Origin of the sequence: Sulfitobacter sp. 1A12157 (genome assembly GCF_043557345.1) — a bacterium.
In the GTDB taxonomy this organism is placed as follows: domain Bacteria; phylum Pseudomonadota; class Alphaproteobacteria; order Rhodobacterales; family Rhodobacteraceae; genus Sulfitobacter.
Window position 1 is genome coordinate 637598 of sequence record NZ_JBIFFV010000001.1, and the last position, 20159, is coordinate 657756.

A 20159-nucleotide genomic window follows, 5' to 3' on the forward strand; every position below is an offset into this window, starting at 1 on the left:
ACCATGGCCAACGACATGCCCACCGCCCTTGATCTGCCGATGGTCGATCCGCTGCCCGAGGCGACGCAGAAGTATTTCGACGTCTGTCAGGAAAAGCTCGGGATGGTGCCCAATGTGCTGCGCGCCTATGCCTTTGACATCGACAAGCTGAACGCCTTCACCGGCATGTATAACGATCTGATGCTGGGCGACAGCGCGCTCAGCAAGCTTGAGCGTGAGATGATCGCCGTGGCGGTCTCCTCGGTCAACAAATGCTACTACTGCCTCGTCGCCCATGGCGCGGCGGTGCGTGAACTGTCGGGCGATCCGCAGTTGGGCGAGGCGCTGGTGATGAACTACCGGGTTGCCAAGATCAGCCCCAAACAACGCGCCATGCTGGATTTCGCGGTGAAACTGACAGAGGCCAGCGCAAAGGTCGAGGAGGCCGACCGTCAGGCGCTGCGCGATGCAGGCTTCACCGACCGTGACATTTTCGACATCGCCAGCGTGGCGGGTTTCTTTAACATGACCAACCGGGTGGCCAGCGCCACCGACATGCGCCCCAACGACGATTACCACGCGCAGGCGCGATGATCTGGGCGCGCGTCGCGGCGGCTCTGGTCGGGGTGCTGCTGGCGGCCCCGGCGGCGGCGCTTGAACTGGCGCTGCCCAGCACCGCGCGTCTGACGGCGGAACGCAACACCGCGCCGGACCGCTACGCCGCGCCCGTGGGCGTTTATGCCGAGGGGCAGGTGGCGCGGGTCCATGTCGATGGCGACGTGCGCCGCGCCGCTTGGCGGATGGACACGCCGGGGCTGACCGCCTTGCAGGTGATGCGCCCGCTGCGGCGGCAACTTGAAGAGGCGGGCTTTGACATCGTGCTCGACTGCGCCGCGCGGGACTGCGGCGGGTTCGATTTCCGCTTTGCGATAGAGGTGCTGCCGGGGCCGAACATGTATGTGAACCTGCGCGCCTTCCACTTCATCACCGCCCTGCGGCGAGATGAGGATGGCACACCGACCGAGGCAATCAGCATCCTTGCCAGCACGGCGGCGACCTCGGCCTATGTGCAGATCATCCAAGCCCGCAGCGGCGATGCGCCGGAGGGCGACAGCCCCCCCGTCACGCCCGCCCCGACCGGCGCGGTGCCCCTTGCCACCGCCATGGAGGATTTCGCAGCGGTGCTTAAGGCCGAGGGGCATCTGGTGCTCAACCGGTTGGAGTTCGAGACCGGCACCTCCGCGCTTGGCCCCGGCCCCTTTGCGACCCTCGCGCGGCTGGCCGAATTGCTCAAGGCCGAGCCGGGCCTGCGCGTGGCGCTGGTCGGTCATACCGATGCGGTGGGCAGTTTGGAGGCCAATACCGCCCTGTCGCGCAGGCGGGCAGAGGCGGTGCGGGATCGGCTGGTTGAGCGCTATGACGTGGCCCCCAACCGGCTGGAGGCGCAGGGCGCGGGCTATCTCGCGCCGCGTGACAGCAACCTGACCGAAGCGGGGCGCGAGCAGAACCGGCGGGTCGAGGTGGTCGTCCTCTCGGTGCAATAGCCTAGGTGGTGACTGTCATCTGAGTGGCCAGCAGCAGGTTCGTCTCGCTTGAACTCACCCCCTGAATGCGGCGGATTTGGCCCAACACACTGTCGAGTTCTTCGACGGTCTCTGTCCCCGTCTCGACGATCAAATCCCATTTGCCATTGGTCGCATGGATCGCCTGCACCGCGGGCATGCCCGCAAGGATGCGTTTGATCCGGTCGGTGCCCGCCCCTTCGATGGCCAAAAGCGTATGGCCCCGGATCGGGCTGTGACGCATGTCTTCTTTCAGGATCAGCGTAAAGCCCAAAATCGCGCCCGAGCTGACCAGACGTTCCACCCGCGCCCGCACCGTGACCCGCGACAGGCCGGTGGTGGCGGCCAGCGCGGAATAGGACATCCGCGCGTCGCGGCGCAGTTCCGCGATGATCTTATTGTCGATCTCGTCCATCAGCTTCCCGTCTTTTGCATGGGGCCATGTTTACGGTAGCGCGGGCGGGCTGGCCAGTCTTTGGAGATGTGCGATTGACGACGCCGGGGAAACCCATAATCTGCCGCGGAAAGGAACACTTCCATGCAAAGCCGCGCGCCCCTGTTCACCCCGGTCCTGATGGTCGGATGTATCATCATCATGGTCAGCTTCGCCGTGCGCGCCTCCTTCGGCGTGTTCCAGATTCCCATTGCCGAGGAATTCGCATGGGCGCGCAGCGAGTTCTCCCTCGCCATCGCGATCCAGAACCTCGCTTGGGGCATTGGGCAGCCGATTTTTGGCGCGCTGGCCGAGAAGATTGGCGACCGCAAGGCGATTATCATCGGGGCGGTGGTCTATGCGGTCGGGCTGCTCTTATCGGCCAATTCCGCGACGCCGATCGAACACCAGACCTACGCTTGGCTCGTGGGCTTCGGCATCGCGGGGACAGGTTTCGGCGTGATCCTTGCCGTGGTCGGGCGCGCGGCCTCGGACGAGAACCGCTCCATGGCGCTGGCGATTGCCACGGCGGCGGGCAGTGCGGGCCAAGTCTTCGGCGCGCCGGTGGCGGAATGGATGCTGGGGTTCATGTCATGGCAAATGACCTTCGTGAGTTTCGCGGGGGCGATCCTGCTGATGCTGCTCACTCTGCCGATGATGCGCGCGCCGGCGATGGCGAGCCGGGCTGAGCTTGAGGAGTCGATGGGCCAGATCCTCGGCAAAGCCTTCCGCGACCCCTCCTATACGCTGATCTTCCTCGGGTTCTTCTCATGCGGCTACCAGTTGGCCTTCATCACCGCGCATTTCCCCGCCTTCGTGACCGAGATGTGCGGCCCGATACTCGCGGGCGGCGTGCTGCACAACATCGGCATCACCACCACCTCGGCGCTCGGTGCGGTGGCGATCTCGCTCATTGGTCTGGCCAATATCGCGGGCACGTTGCTCGCGGGCTGGGCGGGCAAGCGCTATTCCAAGAAATACCTGCTGGCGGGGATCTATGTCGGGCGCACGGTGATCGCCGCCGCCTTCATCATGTTCCCGATCACGCCGATGACGGTGATCCTGTTCTCAGTGGGGATGGGTGCGCTCTGGCTGGCCACCGTGCCACTGACCTCCGGCCTCGTCGCGCATATCTACGGGCTGCGCTACATGGGCACGCTCTACGGCATCGTGTTCTTCAGCCACCAGTTGGGCAGTTTCCTCGGCGTTTGGCTGGGCGGGCGGATGTATGACATCTACGGCAGCTACACCGGGGTCTGGTGGGTCGGCGTGGCCGTGGGGGCGTTCAGCGCTGTGGTACACCTGCCGATCCGCGAGAAACGGCTCGAGGGGCTGGTGACCGCTTAACGCGCGCGCCAGCGTTCGAGGATGTGGTTGGCGGTCATCAGGTCCAGATGCGCGCCGCCGCCGTTCTTGAAGAGGGTGATTTCGTCATCGCTTTGCCGGGTGAAGGCGGCGAGGTCGTAGTAATCCGCCACGAGGTGATCGCGTGAGATCGCGCCGCTTTCCAGCGGGAACTTGATCTCGCCGATATGGCCGACGGTGGTGTCGAAACTGTCGACGAAAACGCGGGCACGCTGGAGCGCCTTGTCGTCGACCTCGCGCATGTCGGGGCGGTAGGCGCCAATGAGATCGACGTGCTGGCCGGGTTGCAACCAATCGCCCTTGATCAGCGGGTCGGTCGACATGGTGGCGGAGGTGACGATATCGGCGGCGCGCACCGCCTGCTCCAGATCGGTCGCCACGTTGATCTTGCATTCCGCGGCCATCGCCTCGGCGTTCTTCGCGGTGCGGTTCCAAACCGTGAAGCGTGCCTGCGGGAAGGCGGCGGAATAGGCGGCGTGCAGCGCCCGGCCTTGGGTGCCCGCGCCGACGATCAGGATGTTCTTGCTGTCCGGACGGGCGAGGCGGCGCGCGGCCAAGAGGCTGTCGCCCGCGGTTTTCCACTTGGTGACGAGGTGGAAGTCTACGATGGCGGAGAGCGTGCCTGTCACATCATCGAAAAGCGAGACGCCGCCGTTGACCATCGGCACTTCGCGGTCGGGGTTGCCGGGGAAAATCGTGGCGGATTTCACCGCGATGCCCAGCCCGTCGATCCATGCCGACCGGCTCAGCAACGTGTCCTTGCCGCGGTAGAGGAAAGTGTCCCCGATCTCGGCCTTCGGGAGGTTATGCCCCGCGGCCAGCGCGTCGGTGAGCGCGATCCAATCCAAGAGCGCCTCGCCCGCGTCGAAGGAGATATTGGGAATGTTAGTCATGCGGCCTCCTCCCGGGTCAGCAGGCCGGCAGAGACCAGACGGTCGGCCCATCCCTGCGGCCCGGTGAAATGGTGGGTCTGCCAGCCGCGCGCAGCGGCGGCGGCGATGTTGTCGGCGCGGTCGTCGGTGAAGAGCAACGCCTCTGCCGGTACGCCGCTGCCCTGTTCCACAGCGGCATAGATCGCGGGCGCGGGCTTGATCATCCCGAGGTGGCCCGAGATGAAATCGCGGTCGAACTCGCGCAGGAAGGGGTAATGCGTGGCGGCCAGATCGTAGCTCTGGATGCCGAAGTTGGTGAGCGAGAAGACCGGCACGCCGCGCGCCTGAAGCGCCTTCATCAGCCGCAGCGAATGGTCGATCACCGGGGCCGCCATCTCGATCCAGCGATCGTGCCAGAGGCGGATTTCATCGCCCCATTCGGGTGTCGCCTCGGCCATGGCATAGATCGTGTCGCGGAAGTTTTCGCCACTGTCGACGCGGTCGTTCATGCCGTGCAGGTCCACGGCGTCGAACATGGCGCGGCGTCGATCTTGGCCGATGACGCTGTCGTAAAACCGCTCCGGTTGCCATTCGATCAATACGTTGCCGATGTCGAAAACGACCGCCTGTGGTGTCATATCACTTGCCCTACCAATTGCTTAACACGGGCCTACCCCCGCGCCGCCGCGCGCAGTTCCCGCTCCAATGCTTCGAGGAAACGGGAGCGGTCGGCCTTTGTAAACCCCTTGCCGCCGCCTTGGCGGAAGGGGTCGGCGGCGCGCAGGTCGGCCATCAGGTCGCGGGTCGCCAGCACATTGCCGATGTTGCGCGCGGTCAGCGCCTCGCCGTTGTGTTTCAGTACCCTCGCCCCCGCCTCGACGCATTTCGAGGCCAACGGGATGTCCCCGGTGACCACCACGTCGCCCGGCCCGCAGCGCTCGGCGATCCACATGTCGGCCACGTCCGGCCCGTCGGGTACGATCACGACCTCGACCAGCGGGTTCTGCGACAGGCGCAGCCCGCCGTTGGAGACGAGGAACATTTTGATCCTGTGCCGGGTCGCCACCCGCTCGGCCTCGGCCTTCACGGGGCAGGCGTCGGCGTCGATGTAGAGCGCGGTCACGGCTCAGCCCGCGTAGAGCGCATCAGCGTGGAAGGCGACATGGTCCTCCATGAAGCTCGCCACAAAGAAATAGCTGTGGTCATAGCCCGGCTGCATGCGGAAGCTGCCCTGCTGGCGTTTCGCCGCCATGGCCTCGGCCAGTTTTTCGGGCATCAGGAGGTCGAGGAACTGGTCGCTGCCGCCCTGGTCGATCAGCACCGGCCCGTCGAAGCCTTTCTCGCGCATCAAGAGCGTGCTGTCGTGCTTTGCCCATGCGCTCTCGTCAGGCCCGAGGTAGGCGCCGAGTTGCTTTTTGCCCCAATCGCTCGCCGTCGGATGGGTGATCGGCGCGAAGGCCGAGACCGAAAGGAAACGCCCCGACAGGTTCATCGCCAGCGTCAGCGCGCCGTGCCCGCCCATGGAATGGCCGGTGATGCCTTGGCGGTCCATATCGAGGGCGAAATTCTCGGCCAGCAGGGCGGGCAGCTCCTCGGCCAGATAATCCCACATCTGGTAGTGCGCCGCCCAAGGGTCTTGGGTCGCGTTCACATAGAACCCCGCGCCTTTGCCAAGGTCGTAAGCGTCATCATCGGCCACAGCTTCGCCACGCGGGGAGGTGTCGGGGAAGACCAACGCGATGCCATGCTCCGCGGCCCAAGCCTGCGCGCCCGCCTTGGTCATGGCGTTCTCATGGGTGCAAGTCAGGCCCGAAAGGTACCACAGCACTGGAACGGGGCCGTCCTGCGCCTCGGCGGGGAGAAACAGGCCGAATGTCATGTCGCAGCCGCAGGTGTCGGAGGCGTGGGAGTAGACCCCCTGCGTGCCGCCGAAACAGGCGTTTTCCGAGATGGTTTTCATGGCAGCGTTCCTTTCGAACTTGAGTGTGTCACAGGGCCGAGACCCAGCCTACGACAAGGCTGACGGTCACGATACTGACCGTGGTTGAAACGAGAATGGCGGCAGAGACCCGCTGAGGGGCGACGCCGTAGTGTTGGGCAAGCATATAGACATTGCCCGCGACCGGGAGAGAGGCGGTGGCGATGATAACCCCGGCTTTGTATGGGTCGACGCCGAAGAGAAACAGTGCACCAAAGGCCACGAAGAGCGGGTGCAGCACCAGTTTGCAGAAAGTCAGCCAGCCCGCAATCTCGATCCGTTCGGCGGATTTTGAAGCCAGCGAAGCGCCGATGGCGAACAGCGCACCGGGGGTGGCAGCGCCGCCGAGGATGGCCAGAAATTCGTTCAACGGCACCGGGATCGGGATGCCGAAGCCGGACCAGAGGAACCCCAGCGTGATGGCGACGATCATCGGGTTTTTCAGCAAGCCGATCCCAACGATCTTAAGCGTCGCCAGCCGCAATTGCCCCTCGCGGGAGCCGGTAATCAGGATCACGATGAGGCTGGAAAAGATGATCATGTCGACGGTCAGCGCCAGCAGCACGGGGCCGATCGCCTCTGGCCCCAAGAGCAGCGTCAGCATCGGCACGCCCAGAAAGCCGGTGTTGCCGATCACGGCGCATTGCGCCTCGATCCCGTTGGTGGCCACATCGAGCCTGCGCAAAAAGCCCACGAGGCTGGCGATGGCATAGACGAAGGCCGTCCCCCAGAGGTAGGCGGCGACAAGGCGGCTGTCCCAGACCTCGGCCAAGGACAGATTGGCGGAAAAGCGGAACAGCATCGCCGAAAGGGCGAAGTAGAAGACGAATTTGGTGAGATAGGCCGTCGCTTCAGCAGAGAAAAACCGTGTGCGCCCGGCCCAGTAGCCAAGGCCGATCAGCGCAAAGAACGGCAGGGTTTTCAGGAAGATCGCGACCATGGGTCAAGCATTAGCCAGCCCGCCCTTGGGGTGCAATGGCCAAGGGCGTGGGCCTTGGCCGAACCAATCGGCACCCCGCGTTCGCTTAGGCGGTTGCGGCCGCCTCGGCGGCGCTGCGCTCGCGCCGTTAAAGGAGTCTCATCGGCAGGTTCCGGCAAACGCAAAGCCCCCGGCCCTTGGCGGAGCGGTACAGAATGCTACCTGTTGCGGGATGGACGCCACGCGAAGAACGAGGTTTGGAATATGAGAGTAGTTTTCTTGGCACCCCTAGTGCTGGCCGGATGCGCTGAAGTGTCGACAGCGCCGGTGCAGAACCCGATCCCGGCCCCTGCGCCTGTGGCGACCACGCCCGCACCACCACCCCCCGCAGCCGAGCCATCGGCCCCGGCGCGGTCGGAAACGCGCAGCAGCCCGCCGGCCAAGCCCAAACCGCTGCCGGAATCGGTTGTGAATGCGGTGAACAACAGCTCCAGCCCCTCTGAGAACGAGGGGCAAGAAGAACTCGCCGCCGCCGAGCCGCCGACCAACACCTGCAAAGAGGGCAGTTGGTGGGGGCTGATCGGTCGCCCGAAATCGGCGGCGAGCATCGTGTCCGAGCCCAAGCGCGTCTATACCGAGGGTGATCCGGTGACGATGGACGCCAATCCCGACCGCACCAACATTGTCTTGGACGCGGAAGGCAAAATTGCCAAGGTCACCTGCGGCTAGGGGCGTTCCCTAGCCCTTGGGGCGGTTGTCGAGAATGCGCACGGCTTTGCCCTCTGACCGGGCGACGCCGCCCACGTCCATGACTTCGACCGTGACCGAAATGCCGACGGTCTGCTTGATCTGTGCCGAGAGCGCTTTGATCGCGGCGGCCCGGGCATCGGTGGTCACGCTGGCGTCGGCGCATTCGCACAGCACGCGCATCTGATCCATCCGGTCGGGGCGCGAGAGTTCGATCTGGAAATGCGGGGCCAGCCCCGGCGTGGCCATCAGCGCCTCTTCGATCTGGGTGGGGAAGACATTGACGCCGCGCAGGATGATCATGTCGTCGCTGCGCCCGGTCACCTTCTCCATCCGCCGCATGGACCGCGCGGTGCCTGCCAAGAGGCGGGTGAGGTCGCGGGTGCGGTAGCGGATGATCGGGAAGGCTTGTTTCGTGAGCGAGGTGAAGACCAACTCCCCCATTTCGCCATCCTCGACCGGGGCGCCAGTCTCGGGGTTGATGATCTCGGGGTAGAAGTGATCTTCCCAGATGTGCAGCCCGTCCTTGCTCTCTACGCATTCCATCGAGACACCCGGCCCCATGACTTCGCTGAGGCCGTAGATATCGACCGCATGCATGTCGAAAGCCTGCTCGATCTCCTGCCGCATGGCGTTGGTCCAGGGTTCGGCCCCGAAGATACCAACTTCGAGCGAGGATTGGCGCGGGTCGATGCCCTGTTTGGCAAACTCATCCAAGATCGACAGCGCGTAGGACGGGGTGACCGTTATTCCCTTGGGGGCGAAATCTTCGATCAGGCGCACTTGGCGCGGGGTCATCCCGCCCGAGATCGGCACGGTCGACAGGCCAAGCGCATCAGCGCCGAGGTGGATGCCCAAGCCGCCGGTGAACAGCCCATAGCCATAGGCGTTGTGCAGCATGTCGCCCGGGCGCATCCCCGCCGCGCGCAGGGAGCGGGCGACGACGTGCCCCCAGTTCGCCAGATCGTCCTTGGTATAGCCCACCACGGTCGGCTGCCCGGTGGTGCCGGAGGACGCGTGAATGCGCGCCACCTGATCGCGCGGCACGGCGAACATGCCAAAGGGGTAATTGTCACGCAGGTCGGTCTTTACCGTGAAGGGAAAGCGCGAAAGATCGGAAAGCTGTTTCAGATCATCAGGATGGACGCCCGCATCGTCAAAGCTTTGCTTGTAGAAGGGCACGTTGTCATAGGCATGGCGCAGGGACCATTTCAAACGGTCCAATTGCAGGGCGCTGATCTCGTCCCGGCTGGCGATCTCAATCGGGTCGAGCGTATCCTTCGCGGGGGTCAGGTCTTTCATCAGGTCGGCTCCTCCTCGGTAAATAGCTGGCCCTTGATGCTGCGGGAGAGCCCGCGAAACAGGGCCACGACACGGTCATCCTCGCCCGTGACGGTCACATCATAGATGCCCGACCGACCGCTGCGCGACACTTCGCGGGCGGTGGCGGTCAGCCGCTCCTCCGGCTGGCCGGGGCTGAGATAGGTGATCTGGTTCTGCTGGGCGACAGTGGTCTGGTTGTAGCTGTTGCAAGCAAAAGCAAAGGCGCTGTCGGCCAGCGTGAAGATGAAACCGCCGTGACAAATCCCATGCCCGTTCAGCATCTCCGGGCGCACCGACATCGACAAAACCGCGCCGCCGGGGGTGACCTCGTCGATCCTCATGCCCAATCCGGCCGAGGCGGAATCTCGGGCGAACATCACCTCGGCACATTTGCGGGCGCGGGCGTCTGGGGTCATACCATCATGCCTTTGTGTTTCATTTTTCAGATTGGTTGCACAATTCTGTAACGCTTTCAAGAAATTTTGAGCGCTGCTTTCGGCCATCTCAGGGCTTGATTTGGCCCCCGTCAGGGTCAACTGTAAAGTCATGAGCATAGAGCCCCCATCGCCGATCACGGCTTTCGAGCGCCCTGCCGAACAGGTCGCTTTCCACCGCACCGAACTGTCGCTGATCCTATCGCTCTACGGGCGTATGGTCGCCGCGGGGGAGTGGCGGGATTACGGGATTTCGCACCTCAAGGACGTGGCCGTCTTTTCCGTCTTTCGCCGCACGGCTGAGATACCGCTTTACCGGATCGAAAAGCGGCCCAAGCTGCGCAACCGGCAGGGGATGTATGCGGTGGTGGGCACCGGCGGGCAGGTGCTGCGCCGGGGCCATGACCTGAAGGCCGTGCTGCGCGTGTTGGAGCGCAAGCTGATCCGCGCGGTGGACTAAAGGCCGGGGCGGCGATGTGTCGTCACCGGGCCGTCCCCGCCCGCTTCGATCCGGGCGACGGCCTCGGCGATGTTTTCATAGCTCACGGCCATAGCGTGGGCATTGGCGTGGATCATCGTCTCGCCATCCACCACCATTGCCACATGGCCTTTCCAGAACAACAGATCATTGCGCTGATAGGCGCCGCTGACGAGGGTGCCCACGGTCTTTTCCTGCTGGTCGCTGTCACCGGGGCAGGGGATGCCGCAGGCCAGAAGCGCGGCCTGCATGAGGCCCGAACAATCGATCCCCCAACGGCTATTTCCGCCCCAGAGATAGGGCGTGCCGAGAAACAGCGCAGCGATCTGCGCGGGGTCGGCCTCTCGCCGATCGAGGGGGGCAAGATGGCTCAGTGGGATGTGCCCCTGCGGGGTTTCGGCGAAACCTTTCGTCTCTGCCGTAACCGTGACGGGCGAGCCGTAGCTGAGGCTGAGCAGGTCCGGCGATTTCAGATCGGCGTCGCGATAGGCATGGGTGGCAGGCACGCAAACGCGATGGGTGGCCTTGCGCGCTGTGCCAAGGGTGCTTTGCAGAACATGGCCGCAATAGCCATCCTTCTCGGCCTGCACATAGGCCCAGCTTGACGCCTCATGCAGCACGCGCACCTGCTCGCCAAATAGCAGCTGCCGGTCGCGCGGCCCCTCGGGGCGGCGGCAGAGGTCGGCCACCGGCACCGCCACCTGCGCGGGGCGGTTCTGGGTCGCCAGCGCCGGGTCCGGGGTAAGGCGCGGATCGCTCATGATTTCAGCAAGGCGGGCAGGGCGGCATAGATCGCGCGGGTGCCTTGGCCGGTGCCGCCTTTCGGGCGGGCGGGGGCGTCGGCGGGTTGCCAGCCGTAGATGTCGAAATGCGCGTATTTGCTGTCGGTCACAAAGCGGCGGAGGAAGAGCGCGGCGGTGATCGACCCGGCAAAGCCGCCCTTGGGCGCGTTGTCGAGGTCGGCGATGCCGGGCTCGATCAGCGCCTCGTAGGCGTCGTGGAAAGGCATCCGCCAGACCGGATCAGCAGACCCGGCAGCGGCGCTTTCCAAGGCCGAGACGAAGGCAGCGTCATCACTGTAATAGGGCGCAAGGTCCGGCCCCACGGCCACCCGCGCGGCCCCGGTCAGCGTGGCCATCGAGATGATTTGATCGGGTTTGTCCTCATCCGCCAGCGCCAGCGCATCGGCCAGCACCAAACGCCCTTCGGCATCGGTGTTGTTGATTTCAACCGTCAGCCCCTTGCGCGAAGTCAGGATGTCACCGGGCCGGAAGGCATTACCAGAGACGGAATTCTCCACCGCCGGGATCAGCACGCGCAGCTGCACCTTCATGCCGGTGGCCATGATCATATGCGCCAGCCCCAGCACGGCGGCGGCCCCGCCCATGTCCTTTTTCATCAGCGCCATCGACGCGCCGGGCTTCAGGTTCAGCCCGCCGGTGTCGAAACAGACGCCCTTGCCCACCAGCGTCAGCTTTGGCCCCGCCTCGCCCCATGCCATGTCGATCAGGCGCGGCGCGCGGTCGGCGGCGCGGCCCACGGTGTGGATCATCGGCAGGTTGTTTTCCAGCAGCGCATCGCCGGTGGTCACCTCGATCTTCGCGCCATGTTGCTCGGCCAATTTGCGCGCGGCGGCTTCGAGGTCGGGCGGCCCCATGTCGGAGGCGGGGGTGTTGATCAGGTCGCGGGTCAGCATCTCGCCCGTGGCCAGTGCGGTGATCTGATTGGCGTCGACCCCCTCGGGCGCGACGAGACGGGCGGTCATCGGGGTCTGGTCGCGGTAGCGGTCGAAACGGTAGCCCGCCAGCAGCCAGCCGATCGCTTCTGTCGCCGCCTGATCGTCGGGCAGGCCGCTTGCGATCCGGTAGTCCCCGGCAGGGAGCTTGGCCGCAGCGGCGGCGAGGTGGAAGCGGCCCCGGCGGCGGGCGGCTTCGGACCCGTAGCCCGCGAGTGCCATCACCGGCACGCCCTTGGCCCCCGGCACCACAAGCGCTTGCCCAAGGCCGCCGGCAAAGCCGCTGGCCCTCACCCATGCCTGCACCGCGCCGGGCTGATCGACAAGCCAGCCTTCAAGCGCGGCCTCGCTCAAGACATGAAGCGGCAGGGCATTGGCGGAGGGGGCGGCGAATTCGGCGGACATGACAAACCTTTGCAAATCTGGATTTGCGCGCAGCCTACCTTTTCCATCGCCACCCGCAAGCGATCAGATCGTGATCTCGGGCAAGTCCCATATCGCGGTCAAGGACCGTTCGCCGCTGCGGATCAGGCGCGACAGCGTGGCCGCCGTGGCGATGTCATCCCCGGCGTCGATACAGACCACCACATCCGCCGCCACCCGGGCGACGAGCGCCATGCCGATTTGATCGGCGATGGCGATCAGACGGTGCACGCTTTTGCGCAGCCCGGCGCGGTCTTGGCCCTCATGTAACCTTTTGCAATGGGACAGGCGCAGGGCCAATTCCTCCATCGCGCGGCACAGGACATCTTCGGCCCCCACCTCACCCAGTTGTGTATAGAGCAGCTCCAGCCGCTCTTGATCGACGCAGACCTGTTCGGTCGGGCGAATTTGCATAAGTTGCATTCCTGTCATCCTTCGATCGCCCCCACGGCCTTGGGGCAACATGGCGCATGAAGGTGTGCAAAGGGTTGCGATGATTGTGCCTTTTCTCTCGAATTCGTATGGCATTTGCGCTATCTGCGCTAAAACCGCATCACGCATTAGGGGACGTTTACACATGGACAAGGCCAAGGCTCTGCCGTCGTATCTGTTGCAACGCTATCAGGGGTGGAAGGCGACCGGCTATGCCGAAAACCAGTCGTGGTATCGCCGCCTTGCTTCCGAAGGACAGCATCCGCGCGCCATGGTGATTTCCTGCTGCGACAGCCGGGTGCATGTGACCTCGATCTTCGGGGCCGATCAGGGCGAGTTCTTTATTCACCGCAACATCGCCAACCTCGTGCCGCCCTACCAGCCCGACGGCAACCAGCACGGCACCTCGGCGGCGATCGAATATGCGGTGACGGCGCTGAAGGTCGCGCATGTGATCGTGCTGGGCCATTCCAGCTGCGGCGGTGTGGCGGGCTGTGCCGCCATGTGCCGGGGCGAGGCGCCGGAACTTGAGAAGAAAGACAGTTTCGTGGGCCGCTGGATGGACATCCTGCGCCCGACCTTCGATTCCGTGTCCAGCATCAAGGACAAGCGCGAGCAGGAGCGTCAGCTCGAGAAGCTCGCCGTTGTCACCTCGCTGGAAAACCTGATGACCTTCCCATGGCTGAAAGAGGCGGTCGAGAAGGACGAGTTGTCCTTGCACGGTCTGTGGACCGACATCGGCGAGGGCGGGTTGGAGCATTACTTGCCCGAGTTGCGCGCGTTCGAGCCGGTCTGACCGTCGATAAGCCGTAGAACGAAAAAGGGGGCCGATTGGCCCCCTTTCCTATTTCTATGCTAAGGCTGAACCTCAGCCCTTTTTCAGCACTTCGCGGCCCAGCAGTTCGGCGATCTGCACGGCGTTCAGGGCGGCACCCTTGCGCAGGTTGTCGCTGACGCACCACAGGTTGATGCCGTTGTCGATGGTGCTGTCCTGACGGATGCGGCTGATGAAGGTGGCGAAATCGCCGACGCATTCGACGGGCGTGACGTAGCCGCCGTCTTCGCGCTTGTCGATCACCATGATGCCGGGCGCTTCGCGCAGGATGTCGCGGGCTTCGGCCTCATCAAGGTGGTCTTCGAATTCGATGTTGATCGATTCCGCATGGCCCACGAAAACCGGCACGCGCACGCAGGTCGCGGTGACCTTGATCGACGGATCGACGATCTTCTTGGTCTCGGCGACCATCTTCCATTCTTCCTTGGTCGAACCGTCTTCGAGGAAGACGTCGATATGCGGAATCACGTTGAAGGCGATCTGCTTGGGGTAGACCTTGGCCTCGTAATTGTCGGTCGGGTTGTAGACCGATTTGGTCTGGTCCCAAAGTTCGTCGATCGCCTCTTTGCCCGAGCCGGAAACCGACTGGTAGGTGCTGACCACGACGCGCTTGATCTTGGCGCGGTCATGCAGCGGCTTCAGCGCCACGACCATCTGCGCGGTGGAGCAGTTGGGGTTGGCGATGATGTTCTTCTTGGAATAGCCGTGCACGTCTTCGGGGTTCACCTCCGGCACGATCAGCGGGACTTCGTTGTCGTAGCGGTAGAGCGACGAGTTATCGATCACCACGCAGCCCGCTTTGGCCGCGGCGGGCGCGTATTTCTTGGTCGCTTCAGAGCCCACGGCGAAAAGCGCCATGTCCCAGCCGGTGAAATCGAAAGTGTCGAGGTCTTTGGTCTTGAGGGTCTTGTCCCCGAAGGTGATCTCGGTCCCGAGCGAACGGCGGCTGGCAAGGGCCACAATCTCGTCCACGGGGAACTGACGCTCCGCAAGGATGTTCAACATTTCACGGCCCACATTGCCTGTGGCACCGACGACGGCGACGCGATAACCCATTTGATTACTCCAGTCTGTCCAATTTAGTTTGACGCCATTTAACGTGCCTGCGGGGCATTGGCTAGGGCCAGCCGCGTGAGGGCAGGGCAAGGCGGTGCCTTGCTGGGGTCAGAGAACCTTGATCACGTCCTTGTTGATCGCCAGCATATAGCCGCGCCGGGCAATGTTCTTGACCAGCAGTTCCGACACCAGTTGGTTGCCAAGCGTATCGCGCAGGCGTTTGATCCGCGTGGCACCCGCGGCCTCATCACAGTCGGCAGGGCTGCGGCCCGAGATCATGCCTTCGATCTCGGAACCCGAGAGCACGTCGTCATCCATCCGCGCCTCGGCAAGGACCGACATCGTCTCCATCGCAGCAGCCGTCAGCTTGAAGCCGAGGTTGTTGAGATAGACAGTATTCTCTTCCCGGCTGATCAGCAGGGAATTGACCTGAATGCCCGTCCGCTCGATCTGCGCCATGCGGCGGTTGAAGCCGATGAGCATGAACAAAAACACCATCGCTGCGACCAGCATGGCGCTGGCGAAGACCAAAAGCACCACGATCACGATGCGGTAGCTGGCCAAGGTCTCGGAAAAGGCGGTGCCGGACTGGGCGAGGATTTCCAGCAGCTTGATCTCGGCCTGGGTGGTCAGATCGTCATTTTCGACAAAGATCCGCTCAACCCGCGCGTTAAAGACGTTCGCATCCGGCAGCGCCCAAAGCAGGACAAGCGCCCCTACCAAAAGTACGGCGACCACGGCGGCGATGCCGCCGATCACGAAACGCCCGCCAAATCTGCGCATGTCAGAAGCGGAGGTAGAATGTTCCTGCACTGTCTTTCCTTTGATCCAAGCCTTCGTCACCGAAAACAGACAGCACATTCAACAATGTCCAGCCCTCCGCTGCAAGACGCGGCGTGAGTTCGGTTTCGGCGGAGGCTGGCTCACAGGCCCCGGAGATCTGCGCCACCCCATAGTGAAGGCGCAGCGGATTGTCTTGCTTGGCCTTGTAATCGGCAAAGCATCCGGCCGTTGCCGCGGCGGGCAGGGCCAGAATGACCGCCAGCGCGGTCAGCACGGAGAGACATGGATTTTTCATATGTTTTTAATGCGCTTTCGCCCGCTGATATTCAATAACCAAGGCGATTTAAGCGCCTTGTTATTGGATAACGCCCCCCTGTTATTGCCTGTCTTTGGTGCTCATCCCAATTTGGTGGCACCAACAGACACACGAACCGATACGCGGCCCCCGAGTTATGGCCGCAGAGGATCAAGGGCGCAGCGAAACGCGCCGATAACGAGAAGGGACCAGACCCATGTACCGCAAGTTCATTGCTACCATCGCCGCCCTGTCGGTTGCCATAACTGCTTTTGGCGCCCGCCCTGCCGCTGCCGATGAAAAGGAAGTGCTGCGCACGCTCGCCGCGATTGCGGGTGTCGCGATCGTGGGCAAGATGATCTACGACAACAACAAAGAGCGCAAAGAGCGCGAGACCGTGACCCGTCGCCGTGCCGCGCCGGTCTATGAGGCACCACGCTATTATCCCGCGGTTTCAAAGCGGCCCCATCCGCGCCCCTATGTCGATCCGCGCCCCGAGCCGCGCCGCAGCGCCCGGACCTACCCTGAGCGCGACCGTGCCACTTATCCTGAGCGCGAAGTGCGCCCGCTGCCTGAGCGCGTGGACCGCAAGCTGCTGCCGCAGCAGTGCTTCCGCAGCTATGAGGGCGATGAGGGCAAGGTCATGATGTTTGGCGAGCCCTGCCTTGAGAAGAATTACTCCTATGCCGATCGCCTGCCCCTCTACTGCGCCAAACGCGTCAGTACCGCTGAGGGCGCGCGCTACGGCTATGACGCCCGCTGTCTGCGCGACTCGGGTTACAGCTTGGCGCGTCGGTAAACCCGGCGTGCCTTGACCGAGCGGCACGTCCCTGTCGCTCGGGTTTTGAAAGGGGGGGTGTTCGGGCGCCTCCCCTTTCTCTTTTTTGTTGCACCTTTGGGGCGCATGCGGTTTCACCGGCCCCATGATACCTGACTATGAACTCGAACGCGGGGCGGCTGCCCGCGGCTTTCGCACCATCGCCGGGGTGGACGAAGTGGGCCGTGGCCCACTGGCCGGGCCGGTCACCGCCGCCGCCGTGGTCTTTGCCGAAGGGCAGATCCCCGAGGGGCTGAACGATTCCAAGAAACTGACCGCCCGCGCCCGTGAAAGGCTTTATGAAGAGATCATGTCAGTCGCCGTGGTCTGCGTGGCCCATGCCACGGTCGAAGAGATCGAGGAACACAACATCTTGCGTGCCAGCCATCTGGCCATGACCCGTGCCTTGGCCGGTTTGGCCTGCAAGGCGGACTATGCGCTGATCGACGGCAATATGCTTCCGCGCGATCTGGCGCTGCCCGCGCAACCTGTGGTGAAGGGGGATGCGCGCTGCCTGTCAATCTCGGCGGCTTCTATCGTTGCGAAAACCGTGCGCGATAACCTCATGGTGGATTTGGCGCAACAGCATCCGGGTTACGGTTGGGAAACCAATATGGGCTATGGCTCGAAAAGCCACATCGCCGCCCTGCAGGATCTTGGTGTGACCCCACACCATAGACGTTTGTTCAAACCGGTACACAATATCTTGTATCAAGCCAATTTGTTAACCGATTGATTCAAAAAAGAAATTGACCACGATTCTCTGATGGCTCATTTTATCCACAACCAATGAGCGCTTAAGCGCCGGGTAATGAGGCAGAGATATGAAAACGATGACAAAGGGCGCCGCGGCGCTTCCCTTGAACACTATTGTTGCGGGCGATTGCATTGACGCAATGAACGCCCTCCCAGCAGAATCGGTGGATCTGATCTTCGCGGATCCGCCCTACAACTTGCAGTTGCGAGGTGATTTGCATCGCCCCGACAACTCCAAGGTCGATGCAGTTGATGACGAATGGGACCAATTCGCCAGCTTCAAAGCCTATGACGAATTTACCCGCGCATGGCTCAAAGCCGCGCGGCGGCTGCTGAAACCCGATGGCGCGATCTGGGTGATCGGCAGCTATCACAACATCTTCCGCGTCGGTGCCGCGCTTCAGGATCAGGGCTTTTGGATTCTCAACGATGTGGTCTGGCGCAAGTCGAACCCGATGCCGAACTTCCGTGGCAAGCGCTTTACCAATGCCCATGAGACGATGATCTGGGCCGGGAAGAGCGAGAACAGCAAATACACCTTCAACTATGAAGCGCTGAAGGCGCTGAACGAAGGCATCCAGATGCGCAGCGACTGGGTGCTGCCGATCTGCACCGGCCATGAGCGTCTGAAGGATGAGGCGGGCGAGAAAGCGCATCCGACGCAAAAACCCGAAAGCCTGCTGCACCGTATCCTCGTCGGCTCGTCCAACCCCGGCGACGTGATCCTCGACCCGTTCTTCGGCACCGGCACCACCGGCGCCGTGGCCAAGATGCTGGGCCGCGATTTCATCGGCATCGAACGTGAGGAAGCCTATCGCAAGGTGGCCGAAAAGCGGATCTCGATGGTGCGCAAGTTCGACAACGAAGCGCTGCAAACCACCACCTCCAAACGCGCCGAGCCGCGCGTGCCCTTCGGCCAGTTGGTCGAGCGCGGCATGCTGCGCCCGGGCGAGAACCTCTATTCCATGAATGGCCGCCACAAGGCCAAGGTCCGTGCCGATGGCACCCTGATCGGCAGCGATGTCAAAGGGTCGATCCATCAGGTGGGCGCGGCCTATGAGAAAGCCCCCAGCTGCAACGGCTGGACCTATTGGTGCTACAAGAAAGACGGCAAGAATGTCCCCATCGACATTCTGCGTCAGCAGATCAGAGCCGAGATGGCGAACTGATCCACCCCGGACAATCGAACACCGCCGGCACCCGTGGCCCCTCTGCGTGAGGGGCATGCGCACGGGTGCCTACCTTGACCCCGCCCGATGGCGGGGTTTTTTTGTTGGACCGGCTTAATTCACCCACCGTTTGCGGGCCTGAAACTCTCGCAGTACGGCGTCAATGTAGCGGGTATCGAAATCGCATTTATTCACCACATAGAGCACCCCGGCAGAGGCGGCTTTTTCCCACATGCCGGGGGAGGGCCAATCGCTGACCATAATCACCGGCGTTTGCGCATGGCGGTCGTCGCAGGCCAGTTCCAACGCGAAATTTGCGCCCAGCCCATCGGGCAGGTTGTTGTCGAGCAGGATCAACGCCTTGTCCCCGGCGCTGAGCGCGCGGCGTGCGGCTTCGATGCTGGGGGCAAATTCAACCTGCATCCCGCCATAGGCGCGGGCCAGAACGCGGCGCAGCCTCTCTCGGTCAAACTCACTGTCTTCGACGATCAGACAGGTGCCATCATAGGCCGCCCGCGCGGGCGCGTCTTGGTGCTGCATCAATACCACTCCACAGGTAACAGTCGCAGCTTTTCTGCCAAGCAAAGTTTAACTTTGCGTTGCCGTGTTCAGAGCCGGGGCAGGGGATTGCTGGCCTTGTTGTAGGCTTTCCAATCGGTGATCTCGGGGTAATACATCTCGCGCCATTTCCGCACCCGTGGGTTCATGACGCGCCGCCACAGTGGCGGCACCATAGCGGCCATGGTCATCACCGGATAGCCATAGGGAAGCTGCGGCGCATCGCCCGTGCCATAGGTCTGCAAGACCGGGAAACGCCGGTCGGGTTTGTAGTGGTGATCGGAATGGCGTTGCAGGTTGATCAGCATCCAGTTGCTGGCCTTATGCGCCGCGTTCCACGAATGGCGCGGCTGGACATGTTCGTATTTCCCGCCGCCCAGATGTTTGCGTGTCAGCCCGTAGTGTTCGATGTAATTGACCAGTTCCAATTGCCAGATCGCCACACCGGCTTGGACAAGGAACAGGCCCAGCCCGCTCCAACCGCCCAAGATCAGCGCCAGCAGCAGAAAGGCCGCTTGCAGTGCCCAGTATTTGAAAAAGGGATTTCCCGGATCGGTCCAAGGCAGTCTCTTGCGGGCCAGCATGTTCTTCTCAGCTTGGAAGGCCGAGGTCAGCGACTCGCGCAGCACGCGGGGGTAGAAGCGATGAAACCCTTCGTTGTAGCGCGCTGTCACCGTATCGCGCGGGGTGCCGACATGGCGATGATGCACCAGCAGATGCTCTGACCGGAAATGCGAATAAAGCACCATGGCCAGCAGGATATCCGCCAACCGCCGCTCGGTCTTGTTGCGTTGGTGCATTAGCTCATGGCTGTAGTTGATCCCGATGGTGCCGGTGATAACGCCCACGCCGAAGAACAGAAAGATCCGCTCCGCCGTGCCAAGATGCCCGGCGCGGGTGGCGTAATAGATCAGGCCAAAGACGGTCAGGCATTGCAGGGGGGGCCAGAGCAGGGTGACGAGGCGGTACCAATAAAGATCACCCTCCGTCGCCTCCAGATCGGCGTTGTCGAGGTTCAGCCCCAACACCGCGTCGAGCATCGAAAACAGATACCATGTCACCAGCGGCAGCAGCGCGATGGACCAGCCGCCCTGCGCCGCACAGAACCACGCAAGCGGGATCAGCAGCAGGGACATCCAGAAAGGCAGGGCGCGCGACAGACGGGCGAGGTCTTGGGCGGCGATGATGCGGTTGGCCATAGGGCACCTCA

Annotated in this window: 25 protein-coding genes; 9 read left to right on the forward strand and 16 right to left on the reverse strand. The window is 63.1% G+C overall.

Annotated features, from left to right (window positions below; all coding sequences use genetic code 11):
* The first annotated feature begins 3 nt into the window (after positions 1-3).
* Positions 4-573: a peroxidase-related enzyme gene (locus ACGYLC_RS03230; protein ID WP_394398682.1), complete on the forward strand. Its 570-nt coding sequence runs from the start codon at positions 4-6 to the stop codon at positions 571-573.
* Positions 570-1523, forward strand: coding sequence for an OmpA family protein (locus tag ACGYLC_RS03235; protein ID WP_394421662.1), 954 nt, complete (start codon positions 570-572; stop codon positions 1521-1523). The genes ACGYLC_RS03230 and ACGYLC_RS03235 overlap by 4 nt, the downstream gene beginning before the upstream one ends.
* A gap of 1 nt (position 1524) precedes the next feature.
* Here ACGYLC_RS03235 and ACGYLC_RS03240 read toward each other — a convergent pair whose 3' ends face one another.
* The gene (locus tag ACGYLC_RS03240; RefSeq protein WP_067262523.1) at positions 1525-1956 is read right to left on the reverse strand and encodes an Lrp/AsnC family transcriptional regulator; all 432 of its coding nucleotides are present in this window, start codon (positions 1954-1956) and stop codon (positions 1525-1527) included.
* Positions 1957-2079: 123 nt separating this feature from the next.
* Between ACGYLC_RS03240 and ACGYLC_RS03245 the strand changes: the two genes are divergently transcribed.
* A complete protein-coding gene (locus ACGYLC_RS03245) occupies positions 2080-3321 on the forward strand; it encodes an MFS transporter (protein WP_394421663.1) in 1242 nt (413 codons plus the stop codon).
* Here the strand turns inward: ACGYLC_RS03245 and ACGYLC_RS03250 are convergent.
* From ACGYLC_RS03250 to ACGYLC_RS03270, 5 genes are read right to left on the reverse strand one after another with little or no spacing between them, the layout of a single operon-like run.
* A complete protein-coding gene (locus ACGYLC_RS03250; RefSeq protein ID WP_394421665.1) occupies positions 3318-4232 on the reverse strand; it encodes an ornithine cyclodeaminase family protein in 915 nt (304 codons plus the stop codon). The genes ACGYLC_RS03245 and ACGYLC_RS03250 overlap by 4 nt on opposite strands.
* On the reverse strand, positions 4229-4849 hold the full coding sequence (locus ACGYLC_RS03255) for an HAD family hydrolase (RefSeq protein WP_394421666.1): 621 nt from the start codon (positions 4847-4849) through the stop codon (positions 4229-4231). The genes ACGYLC_RS03250 and ACGYLC_RS03255 overlap by 4 nt, the downstream gene beginning before the upstream one ends.
* A gap of 32 nt (positions 4850-4881) precedes the next feature.
* The gene (locus ACGYLC_RS03260) at positions 4882-5334 is read right to left on the reverse strand and encodes a YaiI/YqxD family protein (RefSeq protein ID WP_394398692.1); all 453 of its coding nucleotides are present in this window, start codon (positions 5332-5334) and stop codon (positions 4882-4884) included.
* Between the two features lie 3 nt (positions 5335-5337).
* The gene (gene fghA / locus ACGYLC_RS03265; RefSeq protein WP_394421667.1) at positions 5338-6171 is read right to left on the reverse strand and encodes an S-formylglutathione hydrolase; all 834 of its coding nucleotides are present in this window, start codon (positions 6169-6171) and stop codon (positions 5338-5340) included.
* A gap of 28 nt (positions 6172-6199) precedes the next feature.
* On the reverse strand, positions 6200-7129 hold the full coding sequence (locus ACGYLC_RS03270; protein WP_394421669.1) for an AEC family transporter: 930 nt from the start codon (positions 7127-7129) through the stop codon (positions 6200-6202).
* 243 nt (positions 7130-7372) lie between these two features.
* On the opposite strand from ACGYLC_RS03270, the gene ACGYLC_RS03275 reads away from it, so the two are divergent.
* A complete protein-coding gene (locus ACGYLC_RS03275; protein WP_394421671.1) occupies positions 7373-7837 on the forward strand; it encodes an I78 family peptidase inhibitor in 465 nt (154 codons plus the stop codon).
* Between the two features lie 9 nt (positions 7838-7846).
* On the opposite strand, the gene paaK is transcribed toward ACGYLC_RS03275, so the two are convergent.
* Together paaK and paaI are read right to left on the reverse strand one after the other, a co-directional pair.
* Positions 7847-9157, reverse strand: a complete 1311-nt coding sequence (paaK, locus tag ACGYLC_RS03280) for a phenylacetate--CoA ligase PaaK (RefSeq protein ID WP_394398699.1) — start codon at positions 9155-9157, stop codon at positions 7847-7849.
* On the reverse strand, positions 9157-9594 hold the full coding sequence (paaI, locus tag ACGYLC_RS03285; protein ID WP_394398701.1) for a hydroxyphenylacetyl-CoA thioesterase PaaI: 438 nt from the start codon (positions 9592-9594) through the stop codon (positions 9157-9159). The genes paaK and paaI overlap by 1 nt, the downstream gene beginning before the upstream one ends.
* A gap of 130 nt (positions 9595-9724) precedes the next feature.
* On the opposite strand from paaI, the gene ACGYLC_RS03290 reads away from it, so the two are divergent.
* On the forward strand, positions 9725-10072 hold the full coding sequence (locus tag ACGYLC_RS03290; RefSeq protein WP_209218493.1) for a DUF2794 domain-containing protein: 348 nt from the start codon (positions 9725-9727) through the stop codon (positions 10070-10072).
* Here the strand turns inward: ACGYLC_RS03290 and ACGYLC_RS03295 are convergent.
* From ACGYLC_RS03295 to ACGYLC_RS03305, 3 genes are all read right to left on the reverse strand, one after another.
* Positions 10069-10851 (reverse strand): C40 family peptidase, encoded by a 783-nt coding sequence (locus ACGYLC_RS03295; RefSeq protein ID WP_394421673.1) that lies wholly within the window; start codon positions 10849-10851, stop codon positions 10069-10071. The genes ACGYLC_RS03290 and ACGYLC_RS03295 overlap by 4 nt on opposite strands.
* Positions 10848-12230, reverse strand: a complete 1383-nt coding sequence (locus tag ACGYLC_RS03300; protein WP_394421674.1) for a leucyl aminopeptidase family protein — start codon at positions 12228-12230, stop codon at positions 10848-10850. Before ACGYLC_RS03300 ends, ACGYLC_RS03295 begins: the two co-directional genes overlap by 4 nt.
* Before the next feature lie 63 nt (positions 12231-12293).
* Positions 12294-12671, reverse strand: coding sequence for a hypothetical protein (locus tag ACGYLC_RS03305; protein WP_394398707.1), 378 nt, complete (start codon positions 12669-12671; stop codon positions 12294-12296).
* 154 nt (positions 12672-12825) lie between these two features.
* On the opposite strand from ACGYLC_RS03305, the gene ACGYLC_RS03310 reads away from it, so the two are divergent.
* Entirely contained in the window at positions 12826-13476 is a 651-nt protein-coding gene (locus tag ACGYLC_RS03310; RefSeq protein WP_394398709.1) for a carbonic anhydrase, read from the forward strand.
* Between the two features lie 72 nt (positions 13477-13548).
* On the opposite strand, the gene ACGYLC_RS03315 is transcribed toward ACGYLC_RS03310, so the two are convergent.
* The 3 genes from ACGYLC_RS03315 to ACGYLC_RS03325 form a co-directional block, all read right to left on the reverse strand.
* A complete protein-coding gene (locus ACGYLC_RS03315) occupies positions 13549-14571 on the reverse strand; it encodes an aspartate-semialdehyde dehydrogenase (protein WP_067266005.1) in 1023 nt (340 codons plus the stop codon).
* Between the two features lie 108 nt (positions 14572-14679).
* Positions 14680-15354 carry a transcriptional regulator gene (locus ACGYLC_RS03320; protein WP_394421823.1) on the reverse strand — a complete coding sequence of 225 codons (675 nt, stop codon included), beginning with the start codon at positions 15352-15354 and terminating at the stop codon, positions 14680-14682.
* A 1-nt stretch (position 15355) separates the two neighbouring features.
* Complete coding sequence (locus tag ACGYLC_RS03325; protein ID WP_394398713.1) at positions 15356-15649, reverse strand: hypothetical protein; 294 nt, start codon at positions 15647-15649, stop codon at positions 15356-15358.
* 217 nt (positions 15650-15866) lie between these two features.
* Between ACGYLC_RS03325 and ACGYLC_RS03330 the strand changes: the two genes are divergently transcribed.
* From ACGYLC_RS03330 to ACGYLC_RS03340, 3 genes are all read left to right on the forward strand, one after another.
* Positions 15867-16448 carry a hypothetical protein gene (locus ACGYLC_RS03330; RefSeq protein ID WP_394421677.1) on the forward strand — a complete coding sequence of 194 codons (582 nt, stop codon included), beginning with the start codon at positions 15867-15869 and terminating at the stop codon, positions 16446-16448.
* Between the two features lie 124 nt (positions 16449-16572).
* On the forward strand, positions 16573-17202 hold the full coding sequence (locus ACGYLC_RS03335; RefSeq protein ID WP_394398717.1) for a ribonuclease HII: 630 nt from the start codon (positions 16573-16575) through the stop codon (positions 17200-17202).
* A gap of 88 nt (positions 17203-17290) precedes the next feature.
* The gene (locus tag ACGYLC_RS03340) at positions 17291-18391 is read left to right on the forward strand and encodes a site-specific DNA-methyltransferase (protein WP_394421678.1); all 1101 of its coding nucleotides are present in this window, start codon (positions 17291-17293) and stop codon (positions 18389-18391) included.
* Positions 18392-18505: 114 nt separating this feature from the next.
* On the opposite strand, the gene ACGYLC_RS03345 is transcribed toward ACGYLC_RS03340, so the two are convergent.
* Together ACGYLC_RS03345 and ACGYLC_RS03350 are read right to left on the reverse strand one after the other, a co-directional pair.
* Entirely contained in the window at positions 18506-18931 is a 426-nt protein-coding gene (locus tag ACGYLC_RS03345; RefSeq protein WP_394421680.1) for a response regulator, read from the reverse strand.
* A 68-nt stretch (positions 18932-18999) separates the two neighbouring features.
* Positions 19000-20148, reverse strand: a complete 1149-nt coding sequence (locus tag ACGYLC_RS03350) for an alkane 1-monooxygenase (protein ID WP_394421681.1) — start codon at positions 20146-20148, stop codon at positions 19000-19002.
* Positions 20149-20159: the final 11 nt, after the last annotated feature.

What these genes read in the sequence shown, in the direction of transcription:
- ACGYLC_RS03245 (WP_394421663.1), top strand. Translation starts at nt 2,080, where the DNA reads ATGCAAAGCCGCGCGCCCCTGTTCACCCCGGTCCTGATGGTCGGATGT.
- ACGYLC_RS03350 (WP_394421681.1), bottom strand. Translation starts at nt 20,148, where the DNA reads ATGGCCAACCGCATCATCGCCGCCCAAGACCTCGCCCGTCTGTCGCGC.
- ACGYLC_RS03230 (WP_394398682.1), top strand. Translation starts at nt 4, where the DNA reads ATGGCCAACGACATGCCCACCGCCCTTGATCTGCCGATGGTCGATCCG.
- ACGYLC_RS03325 (WP_394398713.1), bottom strand. Translation starts at nt 15,649, where the DNA reads ATGAAAAATCCATGTCTCTCCGTGCTGACCGCGCTGGCGGTCATTCTG.
- ACGYLC_RS03300 (WP_394421674.1), bottom strand. Translation starts at nt 12,230, where the DNA reads ATGTCCGCCGAATTCGCCGCCCCCTCCGCCAATGCCCTGCCGCTTCAT.
- ACGYLC_RS03310 (WP_394398709.1), top strand. Translation starts at nt 12,826, where the DNA reads ATGGACAAGGCCAAGGCTCTGCCGTCGTATCTGTTGCAACGCTATCAG.
- ACGYLC_RS03255 (WP_394421666.1), bottom strand. Translation starts at nt 4,849, where the DNA reads ATGACACCACAGGCGGTCGTTTTCGACATCGGCAACGTATTGATCGAA.
- ACGYLC_RS03270 (WP_394421669.1), bottom strand. Translation starts at nt 7,129, where the DNA reads ATGGTCGCGATCTTCCTGAAAACCCTGCCGTTCTTTGCGCTGATCGGC.
- ACGYLC_RS03335 (WP_394398717.1), top strand. Translation starts at nt 16,573, where the DNA reads ATGATACCTGACTATGAACTCGAACGCGGGGCGGCTGCCCGCGGCTTT.
- paaK (WP_394398699.1), bottom strand. Translation starts at nt 9,157, where the DNA reads ATGAAAGACCTGACCCCCGCGAAGGATACGCTCGACCCGATTGAGATC.
- ACGYLC_RS03240 (WP_067262523.1), bottom strand. Translation starts at nt 1,956, where the DNA reads ATGGACGAGATCGACAATAAGATCATCGCGGAACTGCGCCGCGACGCG.
- ACGYLC_RS03345 (WP_394421680.1), bottom strand. Translation starts at nt 18,931, where the DNA reads ATGCAGCACCAAGACGCGCCCGCGCGGGCGGCCTATGATGGCACCTGT.
- ACGYLC_RS03330 (WP_394421677.1), top strand. Translation starts at nt 15,867, where the DNA reads ATGTACCGCAAGTTCATTGCTACCATCGCCGCCCTGTCGGTTGCCATA.
- ACGYLC_RS03235 (WP_394421662.1), top strand. Translation starts at nt 570, where the DNA reads ATGATCTGGGCGCGCGTCGCGGCGGCTCTGGTCGGGGTGCTGCTGGCG.
- ACGYLC_RS03305 (WP_394398707.1), bottom strand. Translation starts at nt 12,671, where the DNA reads ATGCAACTTATGCAAATTCGCCCGACCGAACAGGTCTGCGTCGATCAA.
- fghA (WP_394421667.1), bottom strand. Translation starts at nt 6,171, where the DNA reads ATGAAAACCATCTCGGAAAACGCCTGTTTCGGCGGCACGCAGGGGGTC.
- ACGYLC_RS03315 (WP_067266005.1), bottom strand. Translation starts at nt 14,571, where the DNA reads ATGGGTTATCGCGTCGCCGTCGTCGGTGCCACAGGCAATGTGGGCCGT.
- ACGYLC_RS03340 (WP_394421678.1), top strand. Translation starts at nt 17,291, where the DNA reads ATGAAAACGATGACAAAGGGCGCCGCGGCGCTTCCCTTGAACACTATT.
- ACGYLC_RS03250 (WP_394421665.1), bottom strand. Translation starts at nt 4,232, where the DNA reads ATGACTAACATTCCCAATATCTCCTTCGACGCGGGCGAGGCGCTCTTG.
- ACGYLC_RS03295 (WP_394421673.1), bottom strand. Translation starts at nt 10,851, where the DNA reads ATGAGCGATCCGCGCCTTACCCCGGACCCGGCGCTGGCGACCCAGAAC.
- ACGYLC_RS03290 (WP_209218493.1), top strand. Translation starts at nt 9,725, where the DNA reads ATGAGCATAGAGCCCCCATCGCCGATCACGGCTTTCGAGCGCCCTGCC.
- ACGYLC_RS03320 (WP_394421823.1), bottom strand. Translation starts at nt 15,354, where the DNA reads ATGCGCAGATTTGGCGGGCGTTTCGTGATCGGCGGCATCGCCGCCGTG.
- ACGYLC_RS03275 (WP_394421671.1), top strand. Translation starts at nt 7,373, where the DNA reads ATGAGAGTAGTTTTCTTGGCACCCCTAGTGCTGGCCGGATGCGCTGAA.
- paaI (WP_394398701.1), bottom strand. Translation starts at nt 9,594, where the DNA reads ATGACCCCAGACGCCCGCGCCCGCAAATGTGCCGAGGTGATGTTCGCC.